We start from the raw sequence: 23,527 nt of genomic DNA, 5'->3' as shown, positions 1-23,527 counted from the left end.
CCGTCGCACGAGTGGAATTGTCGGATTTCATGGCTTAGTGGAAGGTTTTGGTGAATACTCGCGTTGAGCAGGTTAGAACGCCTGCGACGCCCCGATAGTAACAATTTTCGGTACACTAGTGCCTATGTCGTCCTCCTCCCCCGAAATTATTCAGCGTGGCATTGAGCAGTATCACGTCAGTTTTGACGCTATGCGCGCCTTCACCGATGCCCGCACGCCCGACACGCCCGATCAATTGTGGATAGTTGAGCATCCCCCGGTCTTTACGCTGGGGCTTGCTGCCGATCTTAGCCACGTACTAGCACCGCACGATATACCGGTCATTCAGACCGATCGCGGCGGTGAAGTCACGTATCACGGCCCCGGTCAGGTCGTCATTTATTTACTCATAGACCTGCGTCGCAAGCGCACCGAAACCCGCTTATTTGCCCGTGAATTTGTGCATACCATCGAGCAGGCGGTGATTGAGACGCTCGCGGCGTATAATCTTGCCGGTGAGCGCAAGTCCGGCGCACCCGGTATTTATATAGCAGAAGGTCCATGGCAAGGCGCCAAGATCGCGGCGCTCGGCTTGAAAATTCGCGCCAGCGGTTGCACGTATCACGGGGTTTCACTGAATGTTGCAATGGATTTGGGGCCATTTTCCTGGATCAATCCTTGCGGCTACGAAGGCCTGGCGACTGTCGATATGAAAATGCTAGGCGTTGATGCGGCGTTGCCTGCCGTGCAGTTAGCACTTGCTCACAACCTGATTGGACGCCTTAGTTGATGATGCTTCACCACCAAACATTGCTTACACCATGACAACCGAAACTACTCCGCTGCACCCGATTGAATTTGCTACTCCTACACCCTACAACCCGCTAGAGAAACAAAAGGGGGCTAGCAAGACTGCGCGTATTCCAATCAAGATTATCCCGATTGAGCGCCTGAAAAAACCTGACTGGATTCGCGTCAAGGCGGCGTCGCCATCGACCCGTTTCTACGAAATAAAAGACATTCTGCGCGCTAATAATCTGGTGACGGTCTGCGAAGAAGCCAGTTGCCCGAACATCGGTGAATGTTTCGGTAAGGGCACGGCAACCTTCATGATCATGGGCGACAAATGTACTCGTCGCTGCCCATTCTGCGATGTCGGTCATGGTCGGCCCGACCCATTGGATGTCAATGAACCAGAAAATCTGGCAAAAACCATCGCCGAACTACGGTTGAGCTATGTCGTCATCACCAGCGTTGACCGCGATGATTTGCGCGATGGCGGTGCGGCACATTTCGCTGAATGTATTCGTCGTGTGCGCGAATTGTCGCCGAATACCAGAATTGAAATCCTGACACCGGATTTCCGTGGCCGCATGGACCGCGCACTGGAAATCCTTAACGCAGCGCCACCGGATGTAATGAATCACAATCTGGAAACCGCACCGCGCCTGTACAAAGAAGCGCGTCCGGGATCAGATTATGAATACTCGCTAAATCTGCTCAAACGCTTTAAAGCACTGCATCCACGCGTACCAACCAAATCCGGGATCATGGTCGGTCTGGGCGAAACCGATGAAGAAGTCTTGCAAGTAATGCGTGATTTACGTGCGCATGACGTAGACATGCTGACCATCGGCCAATACCTGATGCCAAGCGGCAACCACTTGCCGGTACGTCGCTACGTGCATCCTGATACTTTTAAAATGTACGAAGAAGAAGCGTACAAAATGGGCTTCGTCCACGCGGCAGTCGGCGCGATGGTGCGCAGTTCGTATCACGCGGATGAGCAGGCGCATGATGTGTTGGCTGCGGTAAAAAATTAGTACGCTGGGACCGAATGTAAGCAAGTGAGAATTGTGAATTCAGTTCCCCCTATACTCGTCACATAGGTCAAACGTCACTTTGAAAAAAGGCGATCTTAAAAGATCGCCTTTTTTACGCTGACGCGTCCTACATTAAATTTACACGCTTACCAGTTCATCAAAAAATACAAAAGAAACACATTCACCACCAGCAACGTGAGGGCCGTGGGCAGTTGTGCTTTGATGACCGCGTTTCGGTCTGGCAATTCCAGCAATGCTGCGGGCACAATATTGAAGTTTGCCGCCATCGGTGTCATTAGCGTGCCGCAATAGCCGGAAAACATGCCGATTGAGGCCATCACTGCCGGATTCGCGCCGTATATGCCGACCAATACCGGCACACCAACGCCGCCCGCCATCACCGGAAACGCGGCAAAGCCATTTCCCATTACTACCGTAAATAGCGCCATTCCAAATACGTAGACCATCACCGCGACGAATTTGTAGTCCATGTTGATATAGGCCGTTGTCAGATGGGCGACCGCCTTGCCAACGCCCGCATCTGAAAACACTAATCCCAGCATCCCCAACATCTGCGGCAATACGACTGCCCATCCCAGTGCCTCGGTCAATCGACGTGATTCACGCATTGATTGCGCGGGTGTGTCGTTAGTTAGCCAACAGGCCAGACCGAGTGCAACGATACAGCCGACGCCAAGACTGACCAGCGTGGTATTTTTTGGATCGAGCAAAAAACTGTCGCCAATTTTGACGTTGTGCAGCACCACCGTGCCGATCACGGTGACGAGCGGAATGGCGAGTGCAGGAATAAACAATTTGTTGCCGAGACGACCGGCACTGGCGCGCCGGGATTTATCTGAAAGCTCGACATGTTTGCCTGCGCCAACGCGTCCTAAACCGGCGATCAGCGCCATCAGAATCACACCCGCGCCGACCAGTGCTGGCGGCAAACGGTCACCGATTAAAAAGGCCGTTGCAAACAAGCCCCAGAATAAGCCGCTGGACCAGCGCCGGGGATTGCTGCTATCCCGCAACGTCATGATGGCGGTAATGGCCAGAGTCGCGCCGACGAGATAGTAAAGATAGGTGACGGAAAGTATCATCGCTTAATCCCCCGCCTTGTTGATGGTGCCCGCTGCGGAGTCTGCTGCAACGGTTCCGATTTTGTAGCCCATCTCGCGATCCAATGCAGCATCCAATCGCGATAATCGGTAGCCGTGAATAATGAAGGCCGAGATCGCCGTTGGGATTCCCCACAGCGCAATATGCAGCGGTTCGACATCAATCCCGGCTTCATGCAGAAAAGTCGACATCAGCACAATCGCGCCAAAGGCCACGAAAATATCTTCGCCAAAAAACAGACCAACGTTATCGGTCGCCGCAGCGTAAGCGCGCAACTTGTAACGAACCGCATCGGTCAGTTTGCCATAGCGCGTTTCAGCCGCACCTTCGGTCATCGGTGCCAGTAACGGTCGCACCATTTGCGGATGGCCGCCCAGACTGGTCAAACCGATCGATGCCGTTAATTCACGTGCCGCCAGATAGACGATCAGCAGCCGACCGGCAGTGGCTGACTTGATGCGCCCAATCCAGTTTTGCGCATGCAAGCGCAAACCGTGACGTTCCAGTAATCCAATGATGGCTAACGGTAGCAAAATAATGAGTGGCAGATTGCGTGTCTTGATAAAGCCGGTGCCGATTTCTGCCAACACCTGCTCGATAGGAAACTGCGCGGCGAGGCCGGTGACGATAGCGGCGGCGGCCACGACCAACATCGGATTAAACCGCAGTACAAAACCGAGAATGATGACCAGGACGCCGATGAGCGGCCACAGATTGATAACAGGGTGCATTTGATCTCCAGTATTTGATTATTTTTTGGTGGATAACGGATACTATGCAGGGCTAGTTAATGCCACTTTAACGTAGACGGAATGCGTCAATTTTTTCTCACAGGTGCTTCTGCGAATGCATCCTTTAGTAAAAAGAACAGCGCCAAATGACCCGGTCTAAATGTAAATTACCCAGCCAGAATGACGTCTACGAGCTGCCGGGAGCCGCGACGATAATGCCTTCTTGGGTAAGATGCGCGCGAATACGTTGGGCGAACGCCAACGCATGTGCGCCATCACCGTGCAAGCAAACCGAGTGCGCTATCAAAGGAACCCAACTGCCATCGATCGCCTGCACCCGGCTATCGCGCACCATGCTCATGGTTTGCGCCAGTGCCTGATCAGCATCGTCGATCATCGCGCCGGGTGTGCCGCGCTTTACCAGCGTGCCATCGGCGTTATATCCGCGATCGGCAAATACTTCCTGGATAGCCGTCAAGCCGACGCGTCTGGCGGCGTCAATCAGCGCGCTGTTAGCCAGACCATACAAGGCTAGCGAAGGATTAAAATCCCGCACCGCAGCGACGATGACGTCGGCCAGTTTTGGGTCGCGCGCAGCTTGGTTGTAGAGTGCGCCATGGGGTTTTACGTGGGCAAGTTTTGCGCCTTGCGCTTCGGCAATCCCCGCCAACGCGCCTATCTGATACAACATGCCGCTATAGATTTCCTCGGGCGGTAAGTTCATTTCGGTACGGCCGAAATTGTCGCGATCAGGAAAGCTAGGATGCGCGCCAATGGCAACGCCATGCTGGACTGCCCAGGCGACCGTTTGTTGCATCAGAAATGCACGACCTGCATGCCAGCCGCAGGCAATATTAGCGGAGCTGATCAGGCCAAGCAGCGCCTGATCGCTGACACCACCTTCGCCGAGGTCGGCATTCAAGTCGATGGTAAGGCTACCATTCTTGCTTGATTCAAGTGCCTGCGAGCTCGGTAGGACAGCCGCCAATTCGATCTCTTTTTTTGTCTTTTTCACGGTCGTCCTTTTATTTTTTGGCCGGACGCAGCCATGTCATCGCCAGATCAATTTGTTCCAGATAGGCCGTGTCGTTAATCAACTCCTGACGCGCCTGTTCAACATCGCATTCAACAAATTGCAGCGTTCGGTTAAAACGAAGTTGCGCAAGCTTGGCGATATCCGCTGCGATGACGACCCCAATTTTTGGATAGCCGCCAGTGGTCTGCGCGTCTGCCATCAACACAATCGGCTGGCCTGCTGGCGGGACTTGAATGATGCCGGGGAAAACCCCGTGTGACGCCATGTTGGCACTCAGCGTATCGGCGCTCTTTTTCGCTTTCAGCTCCGGACCGGACAACCGAAAACCCATGCGATTACTTTGCGGCGTCAGTGTCCATGCACTGCGCCAAAAGGCGCGTTGCGCGGCGATCGTGAACTGGGCGTATTCGGGGCCGGGAATCACCCGAATTGGCAGCGGCTGCGCGGCGCGTGACTCGGCATCGATGCTGTACCAATCGGGCGCATGCACGCCAAATGAACGTGCGCACCGTATCGTCGATGCGAGCGCGGCCAGATCGGGCGCAACCGTTTGCAGCCGATCGCCTTCCAGCAGCGCACGACCGCGATGCCCGCCAAACCCCGCCGCCATATCGGTGGCACGTGAACCAAGCTGCACCGCGGCATCGATACCACCAGCAATTGCAACGTAAGTCCGCATGCCGTGGCGAGGCGCTTCTAACGTCAGAGTCTGACCTGCGCGTACAGGAATACTCCACCACGGCCAGATGCGTTTTTCATCCAGCATCGCCGCAAAATCGGCACCGCCCAAAGCAATCCGGGTATCCGCTGTAAAACGGAAAACACAAGGGCCGAGCGTAATTTCCAGTGCCGCAGCATCGATGGGATTACCGACTAATTTATTTGAGATTGCCAATGCCATCCGGTCCAGCGCGCCAGCCTGACAAATGCCCAGATGCCGAAAACCGTTGCGGCCCATATCTTGTACCGAGGTCATGCGTCCAGCGCGGATGATATCGATCATGACAAGACCTCGCTTGCCACAAAGCGCACCCGGTCGCCGGGCTGAAGCAATGTCGGCGGCAGCCCCAATGGATCAAACAAGCGCACGGCGGTATGGCCGATTAATTGCCAGCCGCCCGGAGAGGCTGCCGGATAAACCGCCGTTTGGCTGCCGCCGATACCGACGGAACCAGCTGGCACGACTAAACGAGGCTCGCTGCGGCGGGGAGTGGCTAATAAGGGATCGAGCCCGCCCATGTAGGCGAAGCCGGGTTGAAAACCCAGAAAATAGACAATGTAATCCGCTGCGGTGTGGCGCTCGATAATCTCTGCAATCGAAAAACCAGTGTGTTCGGCAACGACAACCAGATCTGGCCCGCCAGCGCCGCCATAAATCACTGGAATATCAATTTGACGCCCGTTTTTGGGGATCGCGGCGGTCCGCTCCCAGGCACTGAGTAATTTGTCGGACAAGCCGTCTGCATCGGCAAACAATGGATCAAACAGGATGGTCAGATTGTTCATACCGGGGACAACATCCAGGATATGCGGCCATTGTGTTGCCTTGGCGGCAATCGCCCAAAGCCGTTGTTGGCAGGCTAATGTAGCAGCCGATCCGGCGGTCAATACCAGCGCGCCCTCGCCTAGGGGCTGAATTTCTACCCGACTTGGGGCTTGCGGTTGCTTTAAATCCGTCATCGCACGCATTTCTCTCTGCACACCGGGCGCAATAAATGGTGGGTATTAGATGGTCTCGGCCGGTTTTACCGACTCAAACGATATTCCCTAAAGTAGACTGCAATATCAGCCATCAAAAACAAAATGTCAATAAATTGTACGTAAATAGTTTTCAAAATACATCTGGAACGTTGGCGTTATACTGATGCGGTTTCTCGAAGCAAGTGCATTTATTGCGGATTACACGTCTATTTAGCGAGATGCGCCTCGACAGAAACGCGCATGTGAAGCTATTTAACTGCTGGCAAAACCGCCAGAAATAACGCTGGATGCGCGTACGACCACATTTTAAAAATACCGTTTAGCGTCTTTGCAGGCGCACTGAGGATGCACATGAGCGATACTCCTTCCCAAATATTGTCTTCGTCCCACTTGGCGTCGGACACTAGCGCCGAGTTATCTGAGCTTGAATATGCGCTAATTATTGCGGGCAATGCATTTAATCGATGGATGGCGCGCTGTATGTCAGCGGCCGGTGTAAAAGATATGACGCCGGTAGAGGTGTCTTTGTTGCATCACGTTTGTCATCGCGAACGAAAAAAGAAATTGGCCGACATTTGCTTTGTCCTGAACATTGAGGATACGCACGTTGCCAGTTACGCGCTGAAGAAGCTGGTAAAAACGGGCTTTGTGAAAAGTGAGAAGGTCGGAAAAGAGGCGTTTTTCTCTGCCACCGAAAAAGGCTATGCACTGGCTCGGGCGTATCGCGAGGTGCGCGAAGAGTGTCTGATCGCCGTGCTGGCGGATACCGGCCTGTCCAATCAGAGTCTGAGTGAGACGGCTAAATTATTGCGCACTGCTTCCGGTTTGTACGATACCGCATCACGGGCAGCAACCTCGCGCTGAATAAGGCAATGGCGCGACTCAAATGACGTTTTAGAATAAAAAAAGCGCAAGGGAAAATCCCCTGCGCTTTTTCTTTAAGCGTTACCGCCGATCAGGCAGCCAGCGCCTTATCCAGCAATTGATGCAATTCAGCAAAAGCCGGCTCGCCGACATAACGCTTAATAATGTTGCCCTTTTTGTCGATGACAAAAGTGGTTGGCGTTAGTTTTACATCGCCGAACGATTGGGCTAGCTTGTCGTTGGTATCCAGCGCAACTTGAAACGGCAGACTGCGCGTCTGCGCAAAATTAACCACGTAATTCGGTGGATCGTAACTCATCGCGACCGCGACAAAATCTAATCCCTGTGCCTTGTATTTATTATAGGTTTCGATCATTTTCGGCATTTCACCAACGCAAGTCGTGCAGCTGGTAGCCCAAAAATTGACCATGACAACCTTACCACGCAGACTTTTCAGCGAGACCTTCTCGCCTTGAAGATTGGTGAAGCTGACATCCGGCGCAGGACTTTTATGGGAAAAAGACAGCGTCGCAAACGCGCCTATCGCCACTGCAACAATCACGACAGCGAGCTTTATCCAAAGTCGCTTGCGTGGTGCTGCATTTACGTCAGTTTGCATAAATATCCCATACGGATCAGGCTAAGAAGACCCTTATTATAATCATCTGTTTGCAGCTTTGCTGGATGACTTGTTTACATTAACAACTCAACAACTATTGCAAACCCTTCGTGTTCAAATTCAAGCACAACGGCGGAATGATCGCCAAAAGCAGCCGTGTCGAGCAAACCACACTTCGCCATCGCAAAAATAGCCGCCGGATAAATAAATATCCCAGCGGCTAAATAATTATCAAGAGAACCACGCCATCAAATCAGCCTGATTTTCTTTGCTGCTTACTGCCGTGGTGCAGTCGATAGTTGCGTCAACTCATCTTCAGTCATGTAGTCGAACACTTTAACGACTTTTTGTACGCCGCTAACGCCTGCTGCGATTTCTGCTGCGCGGCTTGCTTCACGTTCAGTAGCGCGCCCCATCAAATACACATTCCCGCGTTCTGTGACCACTTTAACCGCGTTGCCAAAAACATCTTTGGCGTCTAGCAGCGATGCTTTGACCTTGCTAGTGATGAACGTATCGTTAGAACGTTGCGAGAAGCTGGAAGGATCGCCGATGGCTAGCTCATTGACTACGCCATGCACGCCTTCGATGCTTTTAGCTTCTTGCTCTGCAGCAGCTTTAGCCGCTTCGTCGCGTACTTCACCGGTTAGCAGAACTTTACGATTGAAACTGGTGACATTGATATGGCTAGGATCGCCGACGACACCGGGAAGCCGTGCTTCACCTTTAAGCGCAATGGTTTTGTCATCGGTTTGTGCACCCAATGTACGTCGGTCTGTGGCAGCAAACCCGCCCACAACCGCGCCGCCCAACAACAAACCGACACAACCGCCCAGACTCATTACCACCGCGCCGCATAATGCCACGGTTGCCAATGGGCGTTTCAACGTATTCCAACGACTTTGTACACTAATCATTCACATCTCCTCCAAATAAAGCGACATCGATGCCGTCGCATAAGCAGTGAATAGTCAGCAGGTGAACTTCCTGAATGCGCGCGGTCCGATCATGCGGCACACAGATATGCACATCTGCGTCGGTCAATCTTTGGTTCATCGCGCCGCCGCCTTTACCGGTCAACGCTACTACACGCATATCGCGCTCTAACGCTACATCGATCGCCGCCAGAATGTTGGCCGAATTGCCGGATGTCGTAAATGCCAGCAGCACATCGCCCGCTTGTCCAAACGCCTGCACTTGTTTAGAGAAAATTTCGTTGTAACTGTAATCATTTGCGATCGCGGTAATAATCGAAGTGTCAGTCGTCAGCGCCATTGCTGGCAATGGCAAGCGTTCACGTTCAAATCGTCCTACCAGTTCAGCCGCAAAATGTTGACTGTCGGCTGCAGAGCCGCCGTTGCCGCAACAAAGAATCTTGTTTCCATTCGACAACGCAGAAAACATTAGTTCCACTGCAGCTGCAATTGGTTGCACTAATTCTGCCGCAGCGTTGGATTTGAGTTCGGCGCTTTCTTGAAAATGCGCCAGGATACGTTGATTGATCATGATGGGCTGTTTATAAAAGAGTTAAATAGGGTAGCAGATTGCGCATTGCATGGCCGCTTTTGGTGTGTCGCGAAATTTGCCGGGAAGGGTGCAGTGTAAAACCTCACGCATCGAACGCGTTTTTTATCCATTCTGTGACATCTCCATCGATTGCGATGACATCAAAACGGCAAGCTGGAGGTTGCCGGTAACGCCGCAGAAAATGCTGTGCGGCAATAATCAACCGCCGTTGTTTGGTGGGTGTAACGCTCGCCGCCGCGCCACCGTGACGCTGGTTGGCGCGCTGTCGGACTTCGACAAACACCAGCGACGCTGAAGCGTCCGTCACGCCGGTATTGTCCAACATAATCAAATCGATTTCGCCACCTTTGCAGCCGAAATTGCGCTCGACAAGCTTTAATTTCCGCTGCTGTAAATAGTCTAATGCCGCGTCTTCCGCCAACTGCCCACTGATCTGACGCGCGCTACGGCGTTCTGGCAGCAATGAGCGAAACGGAAGCGCATTAAAAATCTTCATAAATCTTCATCGTGACGCTTTGCTTAGCGACCATCAAGCGGCACAGCAACACCGTTTTCATAGACAGCGGTAGTTTCTGCACGATCGAAAGCAGGCGTGCCGACACCGAAACCGACATTCAGCTTGCCGGTCGCGCCATTGATTTGAAACGCCGGATTGCGTGCTGCGATCTGCCGCGTCACATTGTATGCATCGATTCCCAGCGCATACAACCGCGCCAGATCGGGGTTCGATGCACCCGTAGCGCCGCTGGCCTGACGCGGATAGGCCATCATCGACGGTTTATCCGCCATTAACAGCCACGGAATATCCAATAAACGCACGCCATCCAATCCTGCCAGCCGATTACTGTCATCCTTGCCGACTGAGTTCAATTGCGAAATCCCATACATCGGCGTATCGGCACCGACCGCGCTGCGCACTTGCAACGCCTGATCTGCCGTGAGCGCGACAAACAAGGCAGAAGGATTCTCTGTTTGTATACGTTGCTTGAGTTGATCCAGCGCGCCGGGATTGGCAACCCCTTGCGCCATACTCAACAGCATCACATCCGCCTGCATGCCAACGTTAGCGGCTTGCTGCGCAAATGCATTGGCAACGCGTTTCTGCCAACTGACGTTCGTCGCAACGACAAATACTTTACCCGGACCGCGTTCCGCGCTCATCCAATCGGCCACCTGACGCGCTTCAGTCTCAATGGATAAACCGATAGGTAATAACAACTGTGGCAATGCAGCCTCGTGATCCGAGGGCAAATCCGGCTGCGTCAGCGCAATCGTCGGCTTGGTGATCTTGCCGCTTTGCACAATGGCGGTGATACCGGTGCGCGATAACGGGCCGATCAAAATATCAAATTTCTGACTTGCGGCAAGATAGGCAGCGAGCATGTCCGCCGGGGTATCAGGGGCTTCGATGACGCTGATCGCGAGACCGTTTTTATTGCGCTCATACGCCGCCAGAAAACCGCTGCGCAGAGCATCGGCTGCACTGCCCAAAGGTCCTGAACGGGTCGGTAATAATAATGCGACGCTCGCCAACGGGATGCGACCATCGCCAATATCATTGGCAACCGGTTCGACAACGGTTGTATTTGCCAGCGCAGCGGGGCACAATCCGTGCAACATGACGCCCGCCAGTACCAGCATCCACGGTCTTGCCCACTTGAATAACATTTATAGCTCCCATGACTGATCAATCTGCCAGCAACCTTCTTACCTTACCGATTTTGTCGGAGGTGGGTCTGCAAACATATCCAATGTCGACATTATATGTGCTTGCCACCCCAATCGGGAATGTCTGCGATATAAGCTTGCGGGCGCTGCATGTGCTGTCGCTGGTGGACGCCATCGCTTGCGAGGACACCCGAAATACTGCGCATTTACTGCATCGTTACGGGGTTTCCAAGCCCTTAATAGCCGCGCATCAACATAATGAGCATGAAGTCGCCGAAAAGATCGTTGCCCGATTACAAGCCGGTGAACGCATCGCGCTGGTCTCCGATGCCGGAACGCCCGCCGTGTCAGATCCGGGCGCAAGGATCGTCGATGCCGTGCTAAAAGCAGGCTTGCGCGCCCTGCCTTTGCCGGGTGCATCGGCGGCGATTGCTGCTTTATCTGTTAGTGGCCTTTTAAACGATCAATTCCAGTTTGTTGGCTTTTTGCCGAGCAAAGCGCGCCAGCGTGAAACGGTATTGGCAAGTTTAGACAGCGTTTCCGCCACACTGATTTTTTATGAAGCACCGCATCGGATTGTGGAAACCGTGGATGCCTTGCTACAAGCATTCGGCCCGACGCGACAAATCGTGCTGGCACGTGAATTAACGAAATTGTTTGAGACCGTCCATCGCTGCGCTCTGACAGAGGCTCCGGCGTGGCTGGCGGCAGACCCAATGCGACAGAAAGGCGAGTTTGTGATCCTGATCGATTCTCCGCCAGTTGCGGTCGACGATGGCGCTGAAGGCGACCGGATTCTGAAAATTTTGCTGGCTGAACTATCGGTGAAACAGGCTGCGGCGCTGGCGGCCCAGATCAGCGGACAAAAGAAAAATGCCTTATATGACCGGGCATTGGTATTAAAAGCGGAGCAAGATGCCGCGCAGTGAGACGGTCTTTATATGCCTGATTATTAACTTAGTGCCGCGCGACTACAAATTGCCGCAACACACGTTGGGATTGTCGTAATATACAAAGTATCAGTTTAACAACGACAATTTCGTCCCTCTACCAGGCATTCTGGTCTCTTAAAATACCCCAAAATTAAATCGCAGCAAGAAACAAGGTTATTAACGACGTATTTTCGCAACGCTTCTCAGCCATCGCTAGATGGTGTGTCGGTTCGAGGGTAAAATCCGCCAAATTGTGCGGTGCGTCAGCAATAAATTGATTTGCAAAACAAGCAGCGGGCAGGTTTTTGGCGCGGTGGAAACATCGATGTCCATTCACCTGTCGGGATACTAGATAAGAAAGAAATCATGAGCAATCCGCAAGGTCGCGACAAAACCCCCTTCACCTCTAAGCGTCTGCATGTCATTACTTTGGGGGCGCTGGGCGTAGTGTTCGGCGATATCGGCACCAGCCCCCTGTATGCACTAAAAGAGAGTTTTAGCCCCGAGCACGGTATTCCGTTCTCCTCGTCAGCAGTGATGGGGATTATTTCGATGCTGTTTTGGGCCATCATGATCGTGGTGACGCTGAAATATATTTATTTCGTGATGCGTGCCGATAATAATGGCGAAGGCGGTGTTCTGGCTTTGATGGCGCTGGCTTTACGGACAGCAAAAAGCGGCTCGCGCTGGGCCAAATGGATCATGATGCTGGGCGTGTTCGGCGCCTGTATGTTTTACGGCGATGTGGTGATTACCCCTGCTATCTCAGTGTTATCTGCAGTTGAAGGGCTGGAAATTGCCACCCCTGCACTGTCGCATTACGTCATTCCACTGACCGTAGCGATCATCATTGCGCTGTTTTTGATTCAGCGTCACGGCACCTCAATCGTTGGCAAAATGTTCGGCCCGGTCATGCTCGTTTGGTTCCTATCGTTAGGTCTGCTAGGCGTTTACAACATCGTCAAAGCCCCGGAAATTCTGGCGGCAATCAATCCCTACTACGCCTTCCACTTTATGGTGATGCACGCCCAATTGGCATTTGTCGTGCTCGGCTCTGTTGTGTTGGTATTGACCGGGGTAGAAGCGCTGTACGCCGACATGGGGCATTTTGGGATAAGACCAATTCGTTTTGCCTGGTTATATACCGTCATGCCATGCCTGATGCTGTGTTACTTCGGTCAGGGCGCAAATTTGATCGTCAATCCTTCCGCCGTATCGAATCCTTTTTATCTGATGGTGCCAGACCAATTGCTAATACCAATGGTGATTCTGTCGACCTTTGCGACGGTAATCGCTTCTCAGGCGGTTATTTCCGGCGCTTTCTCCCTGACCAGTCAGGCAATTCTTCTCGGCTTCGTCCCACGCATGCGCATTTTGCATACGTCTGAAGATGAGCGCGGCCAAATCTATATCCCGGTCATTAACTGGATGTTACTGATATTAGTTGTCGCGGTAGTGCTGTCTTTCAAAAAGTCAGATAATCTCGCCGCGGCGTATGGCGTGGCGGTAACGGCAACGATGCTTATCACGACGATTTTGGCAGCGGTCGTCATGCGCACCGTATGGAAATGGAACCCAATCTTAGTCGCGCTGATTATCGGCGCGTTCTTTATCGTCGATTTCGGCTTCTTTGCAGCAAATCTGATGAAGATTCCAGATGGCGGCTGGTTCACGATCTTGCTTGGGGTGGTCTCGTTCTTCTTGCTGATTACCTGGTATTCAGGGCGCATGCTGCTGCGTGAACGCAGTCAGGATGAGGGTATCCCGCTGGCGCCGTTTATTGAAGGCTTGCTAGCCCATCCACCGCATCGCGTTGATGGCACTGCGGTATTTTTGACAGGTAACGTGGCGACTGTGCCGGTGGCGATGCTGCATAACCTCAAGCACAATCGTATTTTGCATAAACGCGTTTTCTTCCTGAAAATCAGTATCTGGGACATTCCCTACGTTGATGACAATAAGCGGCTGACCTTGAAAGAAATGGGCGGCGAGGTCTATCTGCTACGCGCAGCTTTTGGCTTCAAAGAAGCACCGGACGTCAATACGGTGATGAACCTGACCAATAAACAATTCGGTCACGAATTCGATTTGATGGATACGTCTTTCTTCCTGGCCCGCGATACGATCGTGCCGAGCAAGTTGCCGGGGATGTGGCTATGGAGAGAAAAGTTATTCGCATGGATGTATGCCAATGGCGCAAAGCCATCGGACTTCTTCCATATCCCCGTCAATCGCGTAGTTGAATTGGGAACCAAAGTTGAGATTTAAACATTGGATTGACGGTTGATTTAAGCGTGAATGCTTAAGTTAAGATAATAAAAAAGGAGCCAATGGCTCCTTTTTTATACTGCATAACACATAAAATCGAACAAAGAATGTTACGTTCTTCGGTACGCTAAACGCGTTCTTATTGCAGCGTTACCGGCTGGCTCATCAAGGCATCGTAATTACCAAGAAAAGCATCAATGTCTTCAATACTTGGCTCGGAAGCAATTAGTTCTTCAACACCTTGTCGAAAAAACTCTGCAAGCGCACCAGCAATAAAAATTTCCCGTTTGAATGATTTATCGACAATTTCGTAGCCGCCAAAGCGTAGCGCTTCTCGTTGTTCATCGGCTCCAAATTCGACGACGCTGTACTGGTCACTGTTGTAGATCAGGTTCATATGCGCTCCCTGTAAAGTTAGACAGAAGGTGATGATCGATAAGCAGTTTTCAAGCCAGCTAGCGTAAATATTCTGATTTGCTCCTTTTTTGCCAGGTCAAAAGAATCATTTAAAAGTTGCTCAGCTACGACCTATTGCTTTCTATAGTACGCCTAAGCGCATTTTTGTCACGCAATTAATGTGAAACGTTAACGTCAATTGCAACCAAATGTGACAAGCAACACAAACCCATTTCGCTTCATCAAACTTCACACTCGCCATTCTGCTATTTAAAAATAATGAATGATTCATGCAGCGTGTCTCTTTTCACGGGCCAATTCCACGTTATAGGTGAATCGGCATCACATAAATAATCCTATAAAATTATCTAAATAATAATAACTTCAACATAGCATTGCGATTAGCGCATTTATATATCTCCGTCACGCTTTTCAAAATATCCCCGCAAATCTACCGAAATCTCGTATGCGTAATGATGCCGCGTGCCAAGAATGACATGACGCGCTCTGCCGCATCGGATATTTTGTGGTCGACCGGCTTATTTCACCAGTCGACCACAATTATTTTTCACGCAGCGCCCGGCGATACTGAATTGCTTCGGCAACATGCGCCTTGACGATTCCCTCGCTGGCGGCGAGATCGGCAATCGTCCGGGCAATTTTCAGTACGCGATGATAACCACGAGCCGACCAGTTCAGATGCGTCATTGCCGTCTGCAACAACTTTTCTCCCTCAGCATCTGCTTTGCAATAAGCATCGATATCGGTCGTCGATAGCGCATTGTTGCTTTTGCCTTGCCGGGCTAGCTGAATCGCGTACGCATGGCCGACGCGCTCAGCGATGTGGCTGGATGACTCACCGTCAGCCTGTTTTTTTAATTCATCATGGCGCAATGATCCGACTTGGATTTGCATATCGATGCGGTCTAATAAGGGGCCGGAAATTTTGTCTTGATAGCGTCCGATGTTGTCTGGGGTACAGCGGCACTTATTAGCCACGTGACCGAGATAGCCGCAGGGACAGGGGTTCATCGCCGCGATTAACTGAAAACAGGCGGGAAAATCGGCCTGCCGCGCAGCACGTGAAATGGTGATGCGGCCAGATTCTAGTGGCTCACGCAATACCTCTAAAACACGTCGGTCAAATTCAGGCAATTCGTCTAAAAACAGCACGCCGCGATGCGCTAATGAAATTTCACCGGGGCGAGGTGTACCGCCGCCACCAACCAGCGCCACACCAGAGGCAGTGTGATGGGGTGCGCGATAGGGACGTACTTTCCAACTACTGCTGGAAAAACCGCTGGTCAGCGATTGCACCGCTGCCGATTCCAATGCTTCCTGATCCGTCATCGGCGGCAAAATCCCTGCAAAGCGCGTCGCCAACATGGATTTTCCGGTACCGGGAGGCCCAATCAGCAACGCGCTATGGCCACCAGCGGCGGCGACTTCAAGTGCACGTTTAGCCTGCAACTGCCCTTTTACATCGCTGAAATCGAGGTAACAAGGGGGTTTTATTTGCGGCGTGGCGATGTGGCGTACTAATCTTTCATTTGGCTCTTTTGCAGAGAAATGCGCGCAGACATGCAGCAAAGAATCGGCCGGGAAAATCGCCGCATCGGTGACCAGCGCGGCCTCATCGGCATTTTGACGCGGCAAAATAAATGCGCGCTGTTTTTTCTGTGGATACGCCAGATCGTTTTCAACGCTATTAGGGGCAGTGATCGCCGGTCGGGTCATCGCAAACGTCATTGCCAATGCCCCGCGGATCGGACGCAACTCGCCTGACAACGATAGTTCGCCAGCAAATTCGTATTGGTCTAGCTGATCGGCTGGCATCTGGCCCGATGCGGCAAGTATGCCAAGCGCAATCGGCAGATCAAAACGTCCCGATTCTTTGGGTAAATCGGCGGGTGCCAGATTGACGGTAATTCTTCGGGAGGGAAATTCAAAAAGCGCATTTTGAAGCGCTGCACGGACCCGGTCTTTTGATTCCTTGACCTCGGTTTCCGGCAATCCAACAATCGTAAAAGAAGGCAATCCGTTTGCGAGGTGAACTTCAACCGTTACTTCCGGGGCTTGCATCCCTGCAAGCGCCCGGCTTTTTAATACTGCCAACGTCATGGGTGTTGCCGTTGAAAGCCGGTCATGGACGCTTTAATTGTGCTTCTATTTCAGTAATGCGCGATTCCAGCAATTCCAGCTTGGCCCGCGTCGTTGCCAACACCTGCGCCTGAACATCAAATTCTTCCCGTGTCACGAGATCGAGTTTGGCGAAACCGCTGCTCAGCATTGCCTTTACGTTTTTTTCGATGTCTTTGGCGGGCGAGTTTTCGATAGCCTGATTAATCTTGGACTGCATATCTTCAAAAAAATTGGGCTTGCTCATGGTGATGCTCCTGTAAATACAAAAAAACGTAAGAATAAAAATGATACCCCATGCCAAGGGCGTCGGCGTGAGACTGGCATGCATCTTAAGAGAATCTCTCAAGATGTCACACCATCCAGCGAATTCCTATGCTGCACAGAGCCAGAACGCCCACCGATGCGATCGCCCGGCTGCATCCCCGCAAGATTACGCGCGTCAACTACCCCAAACCCCGCTATGCCCGAGAGCAGATTGGCAATTCCTTACTTGCGCGCACCAAAATAATACAAAAACAATTTTATGCATCTCTATGGTGCAGAAATCCGGAGGTATTTGCTAAAGGTAAGCGCAGATTGTAGGGGTTAAAACAATAAAGCGATTATAAATCGCGCCTTAAAACGCAATATGAATTCGTTGGCATGACTCCTGCTAGAGAGGAAATGAAACTTTAGTTACCGGCTCTTCGTATTTTAATGTTGCATAGCTACCAGGGATAAAAATGAAAAATCTGACGTATAAGCTAGTACTCGCCGCGGCAGTCGCATCGACAATGGTTGCCAGCTTCGCCCATGCGGACGACGCAGCGCCTACCCCCGCTGTTGCGGCTGCAGCGCCAGCCGCAGAACCCGTACCTGATAATCAGATCGCTTATAACATTGGCGTCGTAAACGACTACCGTTTCCGCGGTATTTCGCAAACCCGCTTTGACCCTGCTTTGCAAGGTGGCGTGGACTACACCAATAATCCTACCGGCCTTTACGCTGGTACTTGGTTGTCAAACATTAAATGGATCAAAGATTCGGTCAACAGCGCTGGCTTTAACGGCAAAGGCAATATCGAGTGGGATTTGTACGCAGGTAAGCGCGGCGATCTTCCTGGTGGCTTTACCTATGACGTCGGCGGTTTGTACTATTACTATCCGGGCAACAATTACAGCAATATCGGTAAAAACGCGAATACGTTTGAGCTCTACGGTCAACTCGGTTATGGCCCTGGTTACTTCAAATACTCACATGCATTGACCAACTTGTTCGGCACGGTCAACAGCAAGAATAGTGCGTATTACGACCTTGGCGCTAATTTCGATGTCGGTTCCGGTGTAACGCTGGGTCTGCATATTGGTCACCAAAGTGTTGAAAACTTTAGCTTCGCCAGCTACACCGACTGGAAAGTTGGCGTAACAAAAACCTTTGAGAGCCTGTATGGCGTTACTCTTGGCGCAGCTTTTGTCGGTACAGATGCCAAAAACGGCGCGTATGTCGCCCCTGACGGCAAAAACCTCGGCAAAAACGGTGTGGTCTTCTCTCTCGCAAAAACTTTCTAACTGAGGTCAATATGAAACTGATCACTGCGATTATTAAACCATTCAAATTGGATGAAGTCCGTGAGGCGTTGTCAGCTATCGGCGTACAAGGCATCACCGTTACAGAAGTAAAGGGTTTTGGCCGTCAGAAAGGACACACCGAGTTGTATCGCGGCGCTGAGTATGTTGTCGATTTTCTGCCTAAAACAAAAATTGAAGCGGCAGTAGATGATTCGATTCTGGATCGTGCAGTAGAAGCGATAGAAACCGCAGCACGCACCGGCAAAATCGGCGACGGCAAAATATTCGTCCTCGATTTGGAAGAAGTTATTCGTATTCGTACCGGTGAGACCGGCAAAGATGCAATCTAAGGGGACTGTTAACATGAACATCAAAAGAATAATTGCCACGTTTCTGGCATTTTGCGCGCTAATGCTTGCGGTCGGCTTCATGCTGCCAGCTTCAGCAGCTGATGATGCATCGGCATCGGCATCGGCATCAGCCGTCGCCAGCGCTTCTAGCGAGGCTACTCCGGTTGCTGCGCCTGCAGCTGCACCGGCTGCCGTCGTTGCTGCTCCTGCTGCGGCAGCTCCAGCCGCTGGCGCAGTGCCAGCACCAGCCGTCCCTAACAAGGGCGATACAGCGTGGCTATTAGTATGTACCGCGTTTGTTATTTTGATGACTTTGCCAGGTCTCGGCCTGTTCTACGGCGGTCTTGTCCGCAGCAAGAACATGCTGTCGGTGCTGATGCAATGTTTCACTATTTTCTCGCTCGTGATCGTGCTGTGGATCGTCTACGGCTACAGCATTGCGTTCACTGAAGGTAACGACTTCTTTGGTGGCCTCAGCCGCCTATTCCTGCACGGTATGACACCTGATTCGCTGGCGGCAACGTTCAGTAAAGGCGTCGTATTGCCAGAATTTGCCTTCGTCGTGTTCCAAGGCGCCTTCGCAGCGATCACTTGCGCACTGGTTATCGGTGCATTTGCCGAGCGCGCCAAGTTCTCTGCAATCCTGGCCTTCACTGTCCTGTGGTTCACGTTTGCTTACTTGCCAATCGCCCACATGGTCTGGTTCTGGCCTGGTCCGGATGGCTATACTGACGCTGCCGCCGCTGTTAAAGCAACTGCAAGTGCAGGCTGGTTATTCCAAAAAGGTGCTCTGGATTACGCTGGCGGTACAGTGGTCCATATCAATGCGGCGGTTGCTGGTCTGGTCGGCGCTTACGTTATCGGCAAACGCGTCGGTTACGGCAAAGAAGCTTTCAAGCCACATAGCCTGACATTGACGATGGTTGGTGCTTCGTTGCTGTGGTTCGGTTGGTTCGGCTTTAACGCTGGCTCCGGTCTGGAAGCCAATGGCGGTGCAGCACTGGCCTTCATCAATACTTTGGTCGCAACGGCTGGCGCAGTATTAACCTGGAGTCTGGGTGAGTGGATTGGCAAGGGTAAGCCTTCCATGCTGGGCGGCGCATCTGGCGCGGTTGCAGGTTTGGTTGTCATTACACCAGCAGCAGGTTTTGTCGGTGTAGGCGGCGCGCTGGTCATGGGTCTGATCGCTGGTTTCGCTTGCTTGTGGGGCGTAACAGGCTTGAAAAAGATCCTGCGTGCAGATGATTCGTTAGATGTCTTCGGTGTGCATGGCGTCGGCGGTATTCTTGGCGCGTTGCTAACAGGTGTGTTTGCAGCACCTAGCCTCGGCGGTACTGGTATCTATGACTATGTTACTAACGCAGTTGCCCCAGACTACTCAATTAGCGGTCAAGTCTGGATTCAACTTCAAGGCGTGTTGACGACAGTCATCTGGTCTGGTGTGGTGGCATTCATTGCCTTCAAGCTAGTCGATATCGTTATCGGTCTGCGTGTCACAGAAGAAGAAGAGCGCGAAGGTCTGGACATTTCCAGCCACGGCGAATCGGCTTATCACGGTTAATCCGAGATTTATCTGAGAAATTCACCGGACGGCAACAGCGTCCGGTGTGGTCTGAAACTGATGTACATCAAGTAGCAGGCCACAAACAAAAGCGCCCTCAAGTAGTCATATTGAGGGCGCTTTTTTCACTTTCAGGGACTTTAAAAACATCAAATTGCCCTAATGTTATTAGTCCTGCACAATTGACCCGATCGCCAGATAATGCGTTTTCGCGCAACGGATTAAGATAATTCCCGTTAAAATCGAGGTCATTCAAGCGCAGCCAAAATTGATATAAGCCCCCGCTAGCACTTAAAAAATGCGCTACAGCGCTTAACATGAAAGTGTAAGAGTTTCTCTATGGTTCCGCACCTCGTCACTGCTCTAAACGGCCCCCTCCTTGATCTCGAAAAGAAAATCCTGACTGCCACACCGGCGATTGAACGCTGGTTTCGGATGGAGTGGCAAGAACACACGCCACCGTTTTACTGCTCGGTCGATCTGCGTAATTCTGGTTTCAAATTAGCGCCGGTAGATACCAATTTATTTCCAGGCGGATTTAATAATTTATCCCCGGAAATGTTGCCGCTAGCCGTACAAGCCGCGATGGCAGCGATTGAAAAATATTGTCCGGATGCTAAGAATCTATTGTTATTGCCAGAGTTGCATACCCGCAACACATTCTATTTGCAGAATGTTGCACGGTTGATGCAAATCTTCAGGCAGACCGGCTTAAATGTAAGACTTGGCTCGTTGGCCGATGATGTGACCGAACCGGTAACCATAGAATTGCCGGATGGCACGACTGTTACGCTAGAACCGCTGGAACGCTCGCATAATGGCCGTCGTCTGGGGCTGAAAAATTTCGATCCCTGCACGATTTTGCTCAACAATGATCTGTCTTCAGGCATCCCCTCTATATTAGAGAATCTGAACGAACAAAACGTCTTGCCGCCACTACATGCAGGATGGGCAGTGCGTCGCAAAAGCAACCACTTTGCCGCCTACGATGACGTGGTGAAAAAATTTGCGAAAATGGTCGATGTCGATCCCTGGATGCTGAATCCGTTTTTCGCCAAATGCGATCAAATCAACTTTCAGGAACATATCGGCGAAGATGCATTGGCATCCAGCGTCAGTTCAACGCTGTCGAAGATTCGTAAAAAGTATAAAGAATACGGTATCAAGGAAAAACCTTTTGTCATCGTCAAAGCCGATGCGGGCACCTATGGCATGGGCATTACCAGCATCACGGATGCCAGCCAGATCAAAGAATTGAATCTGAAACAACGCAACAAAATGTCGGTCGGCAAAGAAGGCTTGGCGATCCACGACGTGATCATCCAGGAAGGCGTGCATACTTTTGAGCACATCAACGACGCCGTAGCAGAACCGGTGGTGTACATGATTGATCGCTACGTTGTCGGCGGTTTTTATCGCGTGCACTCCGAGCGCGGCATCAATGAAAATCTGAACGCGCCGGGCGCGCATTATGTGCCGCTGGCGTTTGCGCAACAGCATGCGTTGCCAGATTTGCTGGCAAAACCGGGCACAACCGCGCCGAACCGCTTCTATATGTATGGGGTAGTGGCGCGTCTGGCGTTGCTGGCGGCGTCGCTGGAAATGGAAAAAACCGATCCAAATCCTGAAATTTACTGATAGCGCACTAAAACGTTGTTCAGGATTATGATAACAAGACAGTAAGACAACACAACAAGGCTTGATAATGAAAATCGCTTTCCTCGCCGATCCGCTCGATAGTTTTAAAATTTACAAAGACACAACTTATGCGATGATGGTCGAAGCCGTCAAACGCGGTCACACGATCTATGCGTTTGAGCAGCAAGACATGGCGCTAGAAAGCGGCATTGTCACCGCCAATGTTGCTCGCGTGACACTGACTGGTGATGGCGACGATTGGTTTCGGGCAGCCGCGCCAACGCAGATGTTTTTGTCTGAGTTCGATGCGATCTTGCTGCGTAAAGATCCACCATTCGACATGGAATACATCTACACCACGTATTTGTTGGAATTAGCTGAAAAACAAGGCGCGCGCGTCTTCAATAAGCCGCAAGCTATTCGTGATCACAATGAAAAGCTCGCCATTGCGCAATTTCCGCAATTTATCTCCCCTACATTAGTTACCCGCGACGCGACGCGTTTGCGTGCGTTCCATGAGGAACATCAGGATGTCATCCTGAAACCGTTGGACGGCATGGGCGGCGCAGGTATTTTCCGGGTCAAAGCCGATGGTATGAATCTTGGTTCGATCATCGAAACATTGACCAACAATGGCCGTCAAACCATCATGATTCAACGCTTCATCCCCGAGATCGTTGCTGGCGACAAGCGCGTATTGGTGATCGGTGGCGAAGTCGTCCCGTACACGTTGGCACGGATTCCCCAAGGATCGGAAGTACGTGGCAATCTGGCAGCCGGTGGTTTAGGCGTGGCGCAGCCGCTGACAGAACGTGAGCGCGAAATCGGCGAAACGTTAGGACCAATCCTGATCAAACGTGGCTTGTTATTGGTAGGATTAGACGTTATTGGTAACTATTTAACAGAAGTTAACGTCACCAGCCCAACTTGTTTCCAGGAAATCATGCAACAGGCAGGCTTCAATGTGGCAGAAATGTTCATCGATGCTTTGGAAGCGGCAGTGCAGGCATAAAGCAACGAGATTCATCAACGTCATACATCAAATGACGTTGATACGGCGGGAACGAAACCTGAATGATGCAGTTTTACGACAGGCTGATAAAAAATATCGAAAACGCCTAAAATGATGGCGAAATATGTCACCTGACATGTTCGCTTTTATCCGCATAGCGGGTCTGGTATTAAAAATATGGTCGGTATTCTTTTATTAACCCATTCACCCCTTGGTCAGGCGTTTATTACCGCCGTTTCCCACGTATTTAGACAGATGCCAGAGCGGTTCGAGGCGATTGATGTTATCGCCGATCAAAATACTGCCGAAGTCCAATTGATGGCAAAACAGGCGGTAGAGCGATTGAACGACGGTTCTGGCGTATTGGTGATCACGGATGTGATGGGCGGCACGCCGTCCAACTGCACGTTACCATTGTGCAGCGGCACGCAAACGCAAGTCATTGCAGGCATCAGTTTGCCGATGTTATTGCGGGCGCTGACGTATCGCGAGGACACGCTCGACGTTGTCACCGAAATGGCGCTGGCTGGTGGTCAGGGCGGCGCGGTCCGGGTCGATAATCGCGTGCGGGTGGCACAATAATTGCTGGGTTCGTGCATACGTACAAAGGG

Annotated in this window: 24 protein-coding genes; 11 read left to right on the top strand and 13 right to left on the bottom strand. The window is 51.6% G+C overall.

Annotated elements, in window-relative coordinates; translation table 11 throughout:
- Positions 1 to 124: 124 nt before the first annotated feature.
- Together lipB and lipA are read left to right on the top strand one after the other, a co-directional pair.
- Complete coding sequence (lipB, locus tag C7W93_RS20115; protein WP_108442004.1) at positions 125 to 769, top strand: lipoyl(octanoyl) transferase LipB; 645 nt, start codon at positions 125 to 127, stop codon at positions 767 to 769.
- Positions 770 to 800: 31 nt separating this feature from the next.
- Positions 801 to 1,802 carry a lipoyl synthase gene (gene lipA, locus C7W93_RS20110; protein WP_108442247.1) on the top strand — a complete coding sequence of 334 codons (1,002 nt, stop codon included), beginning with the start codon at positions 801 to 803 and terminating at the stop codon, positions 1,800 to 1,802.
- Between the two features lie 146 nt (positions 1,803 to 1,948).
- Here lipA and C7W93_RS20105 read toward each other — a convergent pair whose 3' ends face one another.
- From C7W93_RS20105 to pxpB, 5 genes are all read right to left on the bottom strand, one after another.
- Positions 1,949 to 2,905, bottom strand: a complete 957-nt coding sequence (locus tag C7W93_RS20105) for a DUF979 domain-containing protein (RefSeq protein ID WP_108442003.1) — start codon at positions 2,903 to 2,905, stop codon at positions 1,949 to 1,951.
- A gap of 3 nt (positions 2,906 to 2,908) precedes the next feature.
- Positions 2,909 to 3,655, bottom strand: coding sequence for a DUF969 domain-containing protein (locus C7W93_RS20100; RefSeq protein ID WP_108442002.1), 747 nt, complete (start codon positions 3,653 to 3,655; stop codon positions 2,909 to 2,911).
- Between the two features lie 187 nt (positions 3,656 to 3,842).
- A complete protein-coding gene (pxpA, locus tag C7W93_RS20095) occupies positions 3,843 to 4,583 on the bottom strand; it encodes a 5-oxoprolinase subunit PxpA (protein ID WP_201747322.1) in 741 nt (246 codons plus the stop codon).
- A gap of 97 nt (positions 4,584 to 4,680) precedes the next feature.
- Positions 4,681 to 5,694 (bottom strand): biotin-dependent carboxyltransferase family protein, encoded by a 1,014-nt coding sequence (locus C7W93_RS20090; RefSeq protein ID WP_108442001.1) that lies wholly within the window; start codon positions 5,692 to 5,694, stop codon positions 4,681 to 4,683.
- On the bottom strand, positions 5,691 to 6,371 hold the full coding sequence (gene pxpB, locus C7W93_RS20085) for a 5-oxoprolinase subunit PxpB (protein WP_108442245.1): 681 nt from the start codon (positions 6,369 to 6,371) through the stop codon (positions 5,691 to 5,693). The genes C7W93_RS20090 and pxpB overlap by 4 nt, the downstream gene beginning before the upstream one ends.
- A gap of 372 nt (positions 6,372 to 6,743) precedes the next feature.
- Between pxpB and C7W93_RS20080 the strand changes: the two genes are divergently transcribed.
- Positions 6,744 to 7,256, top strand: coding sequence for a winged helix DNA-binding protein (locus C7W93_RS20080; protein WP_108442000.1), 513 nt, complete (start codon positions 6,744 to 6,746; stop codon positions 7,254 to 7,256).
- A 91-nt stretch (positions 7,257 to 7,347) separates the two neighbouring features.
- On the opposite strand, the gene C7W93_RS20075 is transcribed toward C7W93_RS20080, so the two are convergent.
- From C7W93_RS20075 to C7W93_RS20055, 5 genes are all read right to left on the bottom strand, one after another.
- The gene (locus tag C7W93_RS20075; RefSeq protein WP_108441999.1) at positions 7,348 to 7,875 is read right to left on the bottom strand and encodes a peroxiredoxin; all 528 of its coding nucleotides are present in this window, start codon (positions 7,873 to 7,875) and stop codon (positions 7,348 to 7,350) included.
- 275 nt (positions 7,876 to 8,150) lie between these two features.
- Positions 8,151 to 8,792 (bottom strand): BON domain-containing protein, encoded by a 642-nt coding sequence (locus C7W93_RS20070; protein ID WP_108441998.1) that lies wholly within the window; start codon positions 8,790 to 8,792, stop codon positions 8,151 to 8,153.
- Complete coding sequence (locus tag C7W93_RS20065; protein WP_108441997.1) at positions 8,785 to 9,381, bottom strand: phosphoheptose isomerase; 597 nt, start codon at positions 9,379 to 9,381, stop codon at positions 8,785 to 8,787. Before C7W93_RS20065 ends, C7W93_RS20070 begins: the two co-directional genes overlap by 8 nt.
- Before the next feature lie 103 nt (positions 9,382 to 9,484).
- Positions 9,485 to 9,898, bottom strand: coding sequence for a YraN family protein (locus C7W93_RS20060; RefSeq protein ID WP_108441996.1), 414 nt, complete (start codon positions 9,896 to 9,898; stop codon positions 9,485 to 9,487).
- A gap of 23 nt (positions 9,899 to 9,921) precedes the next feature.
- On the bottom strand, positions 9,922 to 11,070 hold the full coding sequence (locus C7W93_RS20055) for a penicillin-binding protein activator (RefSeq protein WP_108441995.1): 1,149 nt from the start codon (positions 11,068 to 11,070) through the stop codon (positions 9,922 to 9,924).
- 11 nt (positions 11,071 to 11,081) lie between these two features.
- Between C7W93_RS20055 and rsmI the strand changes: the two genes are divergently transcribed.
- Both rsmI and C7W93_RS20045 read left to right on the top strand, forming a co-directional pair.
- On the top strand, positions 11,082 to 11,999 hold the full coding sequence (rsmI, locus tag C7W93_RS20050) for a 16S rRNA (cytidine(1402)-2'-O)-methyltransferase (RefSeq protein WP_108441994.1): 918 nt from the start codon (positions 11,082 to 11,084) through the stop codon (positions 11,997 to 11,999).
- Positions 12,000 to 12,368: 369 nt separating this feature from the next.
- On the top strand, positions 12,369 to 14,270 hold the full coding sequence (locus C7W93_RS20045) for a potassium transporter Kup (protein WP_108441993.1): 1,902 nt from the start codon (positions 12,369 to 12,371) through the stop codon (positions 14,268 to 14,270).
- Positions 14,271 to 14,409: 139 nt separating this feature from the next.
- Here C7W93_RS20045 and C7W93_RS20040 read toward each other — a convergent pair whose 3' ends face one another.
- The 3 genes from C7W93_RS20040 to C7W93_RS20030 form a co-directional block, all read right to left on the bottom strand.
- Positions 14,410 to 14,667 (bottom strand): DUF3567 domain-containing protein, encoded by a 258-nt coding sequence (locus tag C7W93_RS20040; RefSeq protein WP_108441992.1) that lies wholly within the window; start codon positions 14,665 to 14,667, stop codon positions 14,410 to 14,412.
- Positions 14,668 to 15,227: 560 nt separating this feature from the next.
- A complete protein-coding gene (locus tag C7W93_RS20035) occupies positions 15,228 to 16,787 on the bottom strand; it encodes a YifB family Mg chelatase-like AAA ATPase (RefSeq protein ID WP_108441991.1) in 1,560 nt (519 codons plus the stop codon).
- Positions 16,788 to 16,809: 22 nt separating this feature from the next.
- Positions 16,810 to 17,052, bottom strand: a complete 243-nt coding sequence (locus C7W93_RS20030; RefSeq protein WP_108441990.1) for an accessory factor UbiK family protein — start codon at positions 17,050 to 17,052, stop codon at positions 16,810 to 16,812.
- 478 nt (positions 17,053 to 17,530) lie between these two features.
- Here C7W93_RS20030 and C7W93_RS20025 point away from each other — a divergent pair, with 478 nt between their 5' ends.
- The 6 genes from C7W93_RS20025 (at position 17,531) to C7W93_RS19995 (ending at position 23,498) form a co-directional block, all read left to right on the top strand.
- Positions 17,531 to 18,355, top strand: a complete 825-nt coding sequence (locus C7W93_RS20025) for a TorF family putative porin (RefSeq protein WP_108441989.1) — start codon at positions 17,531 to 17,533, stop codon at positions 18,353 to 18,355.
- Between the two features lie 11 nt (positions 18,356 to 18,366).
- A complete protein-coding gene (locus tag C7W93_RS20020) occupies positions 18,367 to 18,705 on the top strand; it encodes a P-II family nitrogen regulator (protein WP_108441988.1) in 339 nt (112 codons plus the stop codon).
- A 13-nt stretch (positions 18,706 to 18,718) separates the two neighbouring features.
- On the top strand, positions 18,719 to 20,266 hold the full coding sequence (gene amt / locus C7W93_RS20015; protein WP_108441987.1) for an ammonium transporter: 1,548 nt from the start codon (positions 18,719 to 18,721) through the stop codon (positions 20,264 to 20,266).
- A 339-nt stretch (positions 20,267 to 20,605) separates the two neighbouring features.
- A complete protein-coding gene (gshA, locus tag C7W93_RS20005) occupies positions 20,606 to 21,904 on the top strand; it encodes a glutamate--cysteine ligase (protein ID WP_108441985.1) in 1,299 nt (432 codons plus the stop codon).
- Positions 21,905 to 21,971: 67 nt separating this feature from the next.
- Positions 21,972 to 22,916, top strand: coding sequence for a glutathione synthase (gene gshB / locus C7W93_RS20000; RefSeq protein ID WP_108441984.1), 945 nt, complete (start codon positions 21,972 to 21,974; stop codon positions 22,914 to 22,916).
- 177 nt (positions 22,917 to 23,093) lie between these two features.
- Positions 23,094 to 23,498 carry a PTS sugar transporter subunit IIA gene (locus C7W93_RS19995; protein WP_108441983.1) on the top strand — a complete coding sequence of 135 codons (405 nt, stop codon included), beginning with the start codon at positions 23,094 to 23,096 and terminating at the stop codon, positions 23,496 to 23,498.
- Positions 23,499 to 23,527: the final 29 nt, after the last annotated feature.

Source organism: Glaciimonas sp. PCH181 (genome assembly GCF_003056055.1).
Classification (GTDB): domain Bacteria; phylum Pseudomonadota; class Gammaproteobacteria; order Burkholderiales; family Burkholderiaceae_D; genus Glaciimonas.
Note: the sequence above shows the minus strand (reverse complement) of the source record. Positions and strands in the feature narration are given on the sequence as shown.

What these genes read in the sequence shown, in the direction of transcription:
- lipB (WP_108442004.1), top strand. Translation starts at nt 125, where the DNA reads ATGTCGTCCTCCTCCCCCGAAATTATTCAGCGTGGCATTGAGCAGTAT.
- lipA (WP_108442247.1), top strand. Translation starts at nt 801, where the DNA reads ATGACAACCGAAACTACTCCGCTGCACCCGATTGAATTTGCTACTCCT.
- C7W93_RS20105 (WP_108442003.1), bottom strand. Translation starts at nt 2,905, where the DNA reads ATGATACTTTCCGTCACCTATCTTTACTATCTCGTCGGCGCGACTCTG.
- C7W93_RS20100 (WP_108442002.1), bottom strand. Translation starts at nt 3,655, where the DNA reads ATGCACCCTGTTATCAATCTGTGGCCGCTCATCGGCGTCCTGGTCATC.
- C7W93_RS20090 (WP_108442001.1), bottom strand. Translation starts at nt 5,694, where the DNA reads ATGATCGATATCATCCGCGCTGGACGCATGACCTCGGTACAAGATATG.
- pxpB (WP_108442245.1), bottom strand. Translation starts at nt 6,371, where the DNA reads ATGACGGATTTAAAGCAACCGCAAGCCCCAAGTCGGGTAGAAATTCAG.
- C7W93_RS20080 (WP_108442000.1), top strand. Translation starts at nt 6,744, where the DNA reads ATGAGCGATACTCCTTCCCAAATATTGTCTTCGTCCCACTTGGCGTCG.
- C7W93_RS20075 (WP_108441999.1), bottom strand. Translation starts at nt 7,875, where the DNA reads ATGCAAACTGACGTAAATGCAGCACCACGCAAGCGACTTTGGATAAAG.
- C7W93_RS20070 (WP_108441998.1), bottom strand. Translation starts at nt 8,792, where the DNA reads ATGATTAGTGTACAAAGTCGTTGGAATACGTTGAAACGCCCATTGGCA.
- C7W93_RS20065 (WP_108441997.1), bottom strand. Translation starts at nt 9,381, where the DNA reads ATGATCAATCAACGTATCCTGGCGCATTTTCAAGAAAGCGCCGAACTC.
- C7W93_RS20060 (WP_108441996.1), bottom strand. Translation starts at nt 9,898, where the DNA reads ATGAAGATTTTTAATGCGCTTCCGTTTCGCTCATTGCTGCCAGAACGC.
- C7W93_RS20055 (WP_108441995.1), bottom strand. Translation starts at nt 11,070, where the DNA reads ATGTTATTCAAGTGGGCAAGACCGTGGATGCTGGTACTGGCGGGCGTC.
- rsmI (WP_108441994.1), top strand. Translation starts at nt 11,082, where the DNA reads ATGACTGATCAATCTGCCAGCAACCTTCTTACCTTACCGATTTTGTCG.
- C7W93_RS20045 (WP_108441993.1), top strand. Translation starts at nt 12,369, where the DNA reads ATGAGCAATCCGCAAGGTCGCGACAAAACCCCCTTCACCTCTAAGCGT.
- C7W93_RS20040 (WP_108441992.1), bottom strand. Translation starts at nt 14,667, where the DNA reads ATGAACCTGATCTACAACAGTGACCAGTACAGCGTCGTCGAATTTGGA.
- C7W93_RS20035 (WP_108441991.1), bottom strand. Translation starts at nt 16,787, where the DNA reads ATGACGTTGGCAGTATTAAAAAGCCGGGCGCTTGCAGGGATGCAAGCC.
- C7W93_RS20030 (WP_108441990.1), bottom strand. Translation starts at nt 17,052, where the DNA reads ATGAGCAAGCCCAATTTTTTTGAAGATATGCAGTCCAAGATTAATCAG.
- C7W93_RS20025 (WP_108441989.1), top strand. Translation starts at nt 17,531, where the DNA reads ATGAAAAATCTGACGTATAAGCTAGTACTCGCCGCGGCAGTCGCATCG.
- C7W93_RS20020 (WP_108441988.1), top strand. Translation starts at nt 18,367, where the DNA reads ATGAAACTGATCACTGCGATTATTAAACCATTCAAATTGGATGAAGTC.
- amt (WP_108441987.1), top strand. Translation starts at nt 18,719, where the DNA reads ATGAACATCAAAAGAATAATTGCCACGTTTCTGGCATTTTGCGCGCTA.
- gshA (WP_108441985.1), top strand. Translation starts at nt 20,606, where the DNA reads ATGGTTCCGCACCTCGTCACTGCTCTAAACGGCCCCCTCCTTGATCTC.
- gshB (WP_108441984.1), top strand. Translation starts at nt 21,972, where the DNA reads ATGAAAATCGCTTTCCTCGCCGATCCGCTCGATAGTTTTAAAATTTAC.
- C7W93_RS19995 (WP_108441983.1), top strand. Translation starts at nt 23,094, where the DNA reads ATGGTCGGTATTCTTTTATTAACCCATTCACCCCTTGGTCAGGCGTTT.